General features: G+C 67.3%; 5 protein-coding genes. 4 read left to right on the top strand and 1 reads right to left on the bottom strand.

Going from position 1 to position 5126, the window contains the following annotated elements; genetic code table 11:
- On the bottom strand, nt 1-830 hold an 830-nt coding region (locus RMO04_RS19960; protein WP_309646519.1), incomplete at its 3' end, for an acyl-CoA dehydrogenase family protein.
- A 715-nt stretch (nt 831-1545) separates the two neighbouring features.
- Between RMO04_RS19960 and RMO04_RS19965 the strand changes: the two genes are divergently transcribed.
- The 4 genes from RMO04_RS19965 to RMO04_RS19980 all read left to right on the top strand — a co-directional run.
- Nucleotides 1546-3441: a methyl-accepting chemotaxis protein gene (locus RMO04_RS19965; RefSeq protein WP_309646520.1), complete on the top strand. Its 1896-nt coding sequence runs from the start codon at nt 1546-1548 to the stop codon at nt 3439-3441.
- 38 nt (nt 3442-3479) lie between these two features.
- The gene (locus RMO04_RS19970; RefSeq protein WP_309646521.1) at nt 3480-3776 is read left to right on the top strand and encodes an STAS domain-containing protein; all 297 of its coding nucleotides are present in this window, start codon (nt 3480-3482) and stop codon (nt 3774-3776) included.
- Nucleotides 3773-4138: a response regulator gene (locus RMO04_RS19975; protein ID WP_309646522.1), complete on the top strand. Its 366-nt coding sequence runs from the start codon at nt 3773-3775 to the stop codon at nt 4136-4138. The genes RMO04_RS19970 and RMO04_RS19975 overlap by 4 nt, the downstream gene beginning before the upstream one ends.
- A 27-nt stretch (nt 4139-4165) precedes the next feature.
- Nucleotides 4166-5126, top strand: a 961-nt coding sequence (locus RMO04_RS19980) for an Hpt domain-containing protein (protein ID WP_309646523.1), incomplete at its 3' end; no start/stop codon positions are given.

Raw genomic sequence — 5126 nt, forward strand, 5'->3', positions numbered from 1 at the left:
TCGATCAGCCGCTGCCCGTCCACGCTCTCGCTCTTCATCAGGTCGATGAGGGCAGCGAACCGGGCTTCCGTCGCATTGGGGTCCCCCAGCATGCCCCGCTCATGCTTCAGCGTCGCATTGGCCACGAACCAGCCCCGCCCCCGCCCGCCGACCACGCCGCTCTGCGGAACACGGACGTCGGTGAAGAACACCTCGTTGAACTCCGCCGACCCGGTCATGGTCTTCAGGGGCCTGACCTCGATCCCCGGCGTGGTCATCGGAAACAGGATGTAGGAAATCCCGTCATGCTTGGGCGCCTGCGGCTCGGTCCGCACCAGGCAGAAGATCATGTCGGCCTGGGCCGCGGTGCTCGTCCAAATTTTTTGGCCCGAGATCAGGAAGTCTTCCCCGTCCTCCACCGCCTTGGTCTGGAGGCTGGCGAGGTCGGAGCCGGCGCCCGGTTCGGAGTAGCCCTGACACCAGACCACCTCCCCGCGCAGTGTCGGCGCGATCCAGCGCTTCTTCTGCTCCTCGGACCCCACCTCCAGCAGGGTCGGGACCAGCATGGAAATGCCCTGGTTGGCGAAGCCGCGCGGCGCGCCGGCGGCGGTGAATTCCTCGGCGATGATCCGGGTCTTCAGGATGTCGGGCTCGGCGCCGTAGCCGCCGTACTCACGCGGAATCGTCCGCGCCGCATAGCCGTGGTCGATCAGCAGGGCCTGCCACTCCAGCGCCGCCTCGCGCGGTCTGTCGGCCCCGGCGCCCGGCGCGTAGCGATCGGCGTAGGTCTCCAGGAAGCCGCGGACCTCGTCGCGGAATGCTTCCATCTCCGGCGTCAGCTTCAGGTCCATGACATCCTCCACGGCGCTCCTGACCCCAAGCCAGCACCGGCGGAGACCCGGGGCAAGTGTGACCTCGCGGAAGGCGGTCGAACACGATGCGACCTCGGATGGTGGCTGTCGCCCACGCACAGTCGCGGCCAGCCCCGCCGCTACGCCACGGAAGACACCCAGATCCTGAAGTCGGTCTTGAAGGTCCCAGCGGGGACGCCGGCCGCAAGTAAAACCGAAGCGGTGGAAGAACAGGTTCGTTGAACTTGGGCGAATGAATATCGGCGCCGCTAAAGACCACTCTAGACTGTGGGACCCGCCGCGACGCCCGCAGAAGTAATGCGAGCAAGAATTCGCGCCGCCAGGGGCGCCAGATTGTCGCACGGCGGCGCCCGACGTCCGCTGTTCTTGAGGAAATCGGGATTCCGGCCCTGCTCCGATCCCGCCTCGGTAACCCTTTCTTCAAGCCGCGCCGATTAACCAAGGATGCGGTGATGTTTTGAAGACTCGCGGGCGGGGGCCTCGCATTTCAGTTTCTTCGAGTATCTCGCAAGATTTCGAGGGGGGCACTGACAGCATTTCGACCACCGACAGATTTGTTCGAGACCCCGAATAGTTTTCAGCCGCTTCGGAACGGTCCTCGACCCAAGCTGATCGCATCGCCTGCCGTCGCTGACCCTGAGACATGGCCCAGCCCCCGCGAACCGGGGTGGAACTTGAGCAACTAGGAACACTCGTGTCGTTCAATAACCTGAAAATCTCCCGAAAGCTGACTATCGGGTTCGCCGCCGTCGCCGTGGCCATGGCCGGAATGGGCGGCGCCATGCTGATGAACCTGCGCGCGCTGGACGCCGCCCGAATGGAGACCCGGGAAGGCCAGGAGACGCTCGCCGCCCTGAGCGAAGCCAAGTTCTACCTGACCCGCCAAGAGAACAGCTACCGCGGTTACCTGCTGTCGAAGGACACCTACTACGCCGAGCGGATCGACAAGCACCGGGCCAACTTCAAGACGCGTCTGACCGCGGCGCGCGCGCTCCTGGCCGACACGCCAGAGCTCTCCGCCAAGATCGACTCAGCCGAAGTGGCCGCCGACAAGTGGTTCACCGACGTGGTCCGCGCCGGCATGGCGCTGAGCGCCGATCCGTCGACCCTGCCCCAGGCTATTCAGATGGTCGGGCCCGACGGCTTGGCCGACACCGTCATCACCCCGGCCGAAGACGCCATGGACGCCGTGGTCGAGGCCGAGGTGGCCAAGATGACCCTGCTCCAGGAACAACAGGTCCAGTCGAGCCGCAGCGCCTACACCTGGCTGACCCTGGGCCTCGCCCTGGCGATGCTGATCGCCGTCGGCCTGGGCTGGCTGCTGACCCGCACCATCGCCCTGCCGGTCACCGCCATGACCGCGGCCATGCGTCGCTTGGCCCAGGGCGACTTCGAGGCCTCGATCCCAGCCGTCGGCCGCCAGGACGAGGTTGGCCAGATGGCCGACGCCGTGGCCGTGTTCAAGACAGCCGGGCTCGAGAAGCTGCGCCTCGAAGGCCAGACCGCAGAGGAACGAAAGGCCGCCGAGGACGAACGCAACCGCCACGAATCCGCCCGCGCCGCCGCCGCCCGCGAGCAGGCCCTGGTCGTCGAGGGCCTGGCCGAGGGGCTGGACCACCTCAGCCAAGGGAACCTCACCCACCGCATCGCCGGCGCCTTCCCGGCGGACTACGTCAAGCTGCAGAACGATTTCAACGCCGCGATCGGCCAGCTCCAGGACGCGATGACCGTGGTGGTCACCAACGTCGGCGGCATTCGCAATGGGGCGGGCGAGATCTCCACCGCCGCCGACGACCTGTCGCGTCGCACCGAGCAGCAGGCCGCCAGCCTGGAAGAAACCGCCGCGGCCCTCGACGAGATCACCGCCACGGTTCGCAAGACCGCCCGCGGCGCCAAGGCCTGCTCCGATGTTGTGCGGGCCGCCCGCGGCGACGCCCAGACCAGCGGCGAAGTGGTCCGCCACGCCGTCTCGGCGATGAGCGAGATCGAAAAGTCCGCCCAGCAGATCAGCCAGATCATCGGCGTCATCGACGAGATCGCCTTCCAGACCAACCTGCTGGCCCTGAATGCCGGGGTCGAGGCGGCTCGCGCCGGGGAGGCCGGCCGTGGCTTCGCGGTCGTCGCCTCCGAAGTACGGGCCCTAGCTCAGCGGTCGGCTGAAGCGGCCAAGGAGATCAAGACCCTCATCTCGGCCTCGACCGATCAGGTCGGCCAAGGCGTGCGCCTGGTGGGTGAGACCGGCCAGGCCCTGGACCGTATCGTGGGCCGCGTGGCCGAGATCGACGGCCTCGTCACCGAGATCGCCGCCAGCGCCCAGGAGCAGGCCGTCGGCCTCCAGCAAGTCAACACCGCCGTCAACCAGATGGACCAGGTGACCCAGCAGAACGCGGCCATGGTCGAGCAATCGACCGCCGCCAGTCATTCGTTGGCCAATGAGGCCGAAGCTCTGGCCGGGTCCATCGCCCGGTTCCGGATCGGCCAGCCGGAGGCCGCCGTTCGCGTCCGCGCGCCCGTTCCCCAGATGCGGCGCTCCAGCCGTCAGGGTTCGGCGGCGCACAAGATCGACACCGACAGTTGGGAAGAATTCTAGGTCGCCGCACGTCAGCGGTCTGAGAGGGAAGCGTAACGATGTCTGACTTAACCGCACCAGCCCAGGTGAGCCTACCGGCGGTCCTAGACCTGCAGGCGGCCGAGCCCCTGCGAGCCGAACTGATGGCCCTTCGCGGTCGTCCGTTGGCGATGGACGCCTCCCAGGTGACCCGTCTTGGCGGCCTATGCCTGCAAGTTTTGATGTCTGCGCGAAAAATCTGGGTCGAAGACGGGGTTTGCTTAACGGTGGATCAACCGTCTTCAGGCTTTTCAGAGCAGTTGGCTGCGTTTGGCGGCCCCGAGCTGCAATTTCAGCCCCAAGGGGGACTCTCGTGAGCAAGACCGTACTTACCATCGACGACAGCCGCACGATGCGCGAAATGCTGAACCACGCGCTCGTTCAGGCGGGCTACACGGTGATCCAGGCCGTTGACGGCATCGAAGGCCTGGAAGTCCTCCAGGCCAACGGCGCCGACGTGGTGATCACCGACATCAACATGCCCCGCCTCGACGGCTTCGGCGTGATCGAGGGCGTCCGCGCCAATCCCGATCATCGCGCCACGCCGATCCTGGTGCTGACCACGGAAAGCGACGCGGCCAAGAAGGAGCGGGCCCGCGCGGCCGGCGCCACGGGCTGGATCGTCAAGCCGTTCAATCCGATCAAGCTGGTCGAAGCCGTCCGCCGCGTCGCCGCCTAAACCACGTCACCCTGTCGGAGCGACCCGTTGGATCCGTTCGAGAGCATCAAGCAGACCTTCTTTCAGGAGTGCGACGAACTCCTGACCGACGCCGAACAAGGTCTGCTGGCCATGGAGGCGGGCGAGGCCGACAGCGAGACGATCAATGCTGTGTTCCGCGCCGTCCACTCGGTGAAGGGTGGCGCCGGGGCCTTTGGCCTCGAAGACCTCATCCGCTTCGCCCACGTCTTCGAGACGGTGATGGACGATCTGCGGTCGGGCAAGATGGAGCTGACCGACGACGTCGCCAAGACCCTGCTGCGGGCCTTCGACGTCCTGGCCGACCATGTGGTGGCCGCCCGCGACGGCGGCGCCGTGGACGATGGCCGCTCAGCCCCCATCCTCTCTGAAATGAAGGCCCTGATCGGGGGCGACGGCCTGGACGAGGACGACCTCGGCGGCGACGAGGACTTCGGCTTCGTGCCGATGGCCGTGGCCATCGACGGCGACGATACGCCGGGCTTCGACGCGCCCAGCTTCGACGCGCCGGCGATCGATCCCGTGGCCGACCTGGCGGCCGCCCCCTCCGCGGGCGGCCGCGTCTGGCGCATCGCCTTCGCGCCCCGCACCGAGATGTACGCCAAGGCCAACGAAGCGGGCCTGGTGCTGCGCGAGCTGGCCCGACTGGGCGAGACGCAGGTCATCCTCGACGCCGACACTCTCCCGCCGCTGGATCAGCTCGCCGCGGAAGCGGCCTATCTCCACTGGACGATCCTGCTGACCACCGAGTCCGACGAGGCGGCGATCCGCGAGGTCTTCGAGTTCGTCGAAGACGATTGCGACCTGACCATCACGCCGGAGGACGGCGAGGTCGCCCAGATCTCGGCCGAGCCGCTTAGCGACGACGCCCTGGCCGCGGCCAGCGCCGACGCGCCCCTGGATATCGCGGCCCTCCTGGCCCGCGTGGCCGGTGAGGCCGCGCCGCCAGCCCATATTGAACCCGAGCCGG

Source organism: Phenylobacterium sp. (assembly GCF_031412415.1).
Taxonomy (GTDB): domain Bacteria; phylum Pseudomonadota; class Alphaproteobacteria; order Caulobacterales; family Caulobacteraceae; genus Phenylobacterium.

What these genes read in the sequence shown, in the direction of transcription:
- RMO04_RS19970 (WP_309646521.1), top strand. Translation starts at nt 3,480, where the DNA reads ATGTCTGACTTAACCGCACCAGCCCAGGTGAGCCTACCGGCGGTCCTA.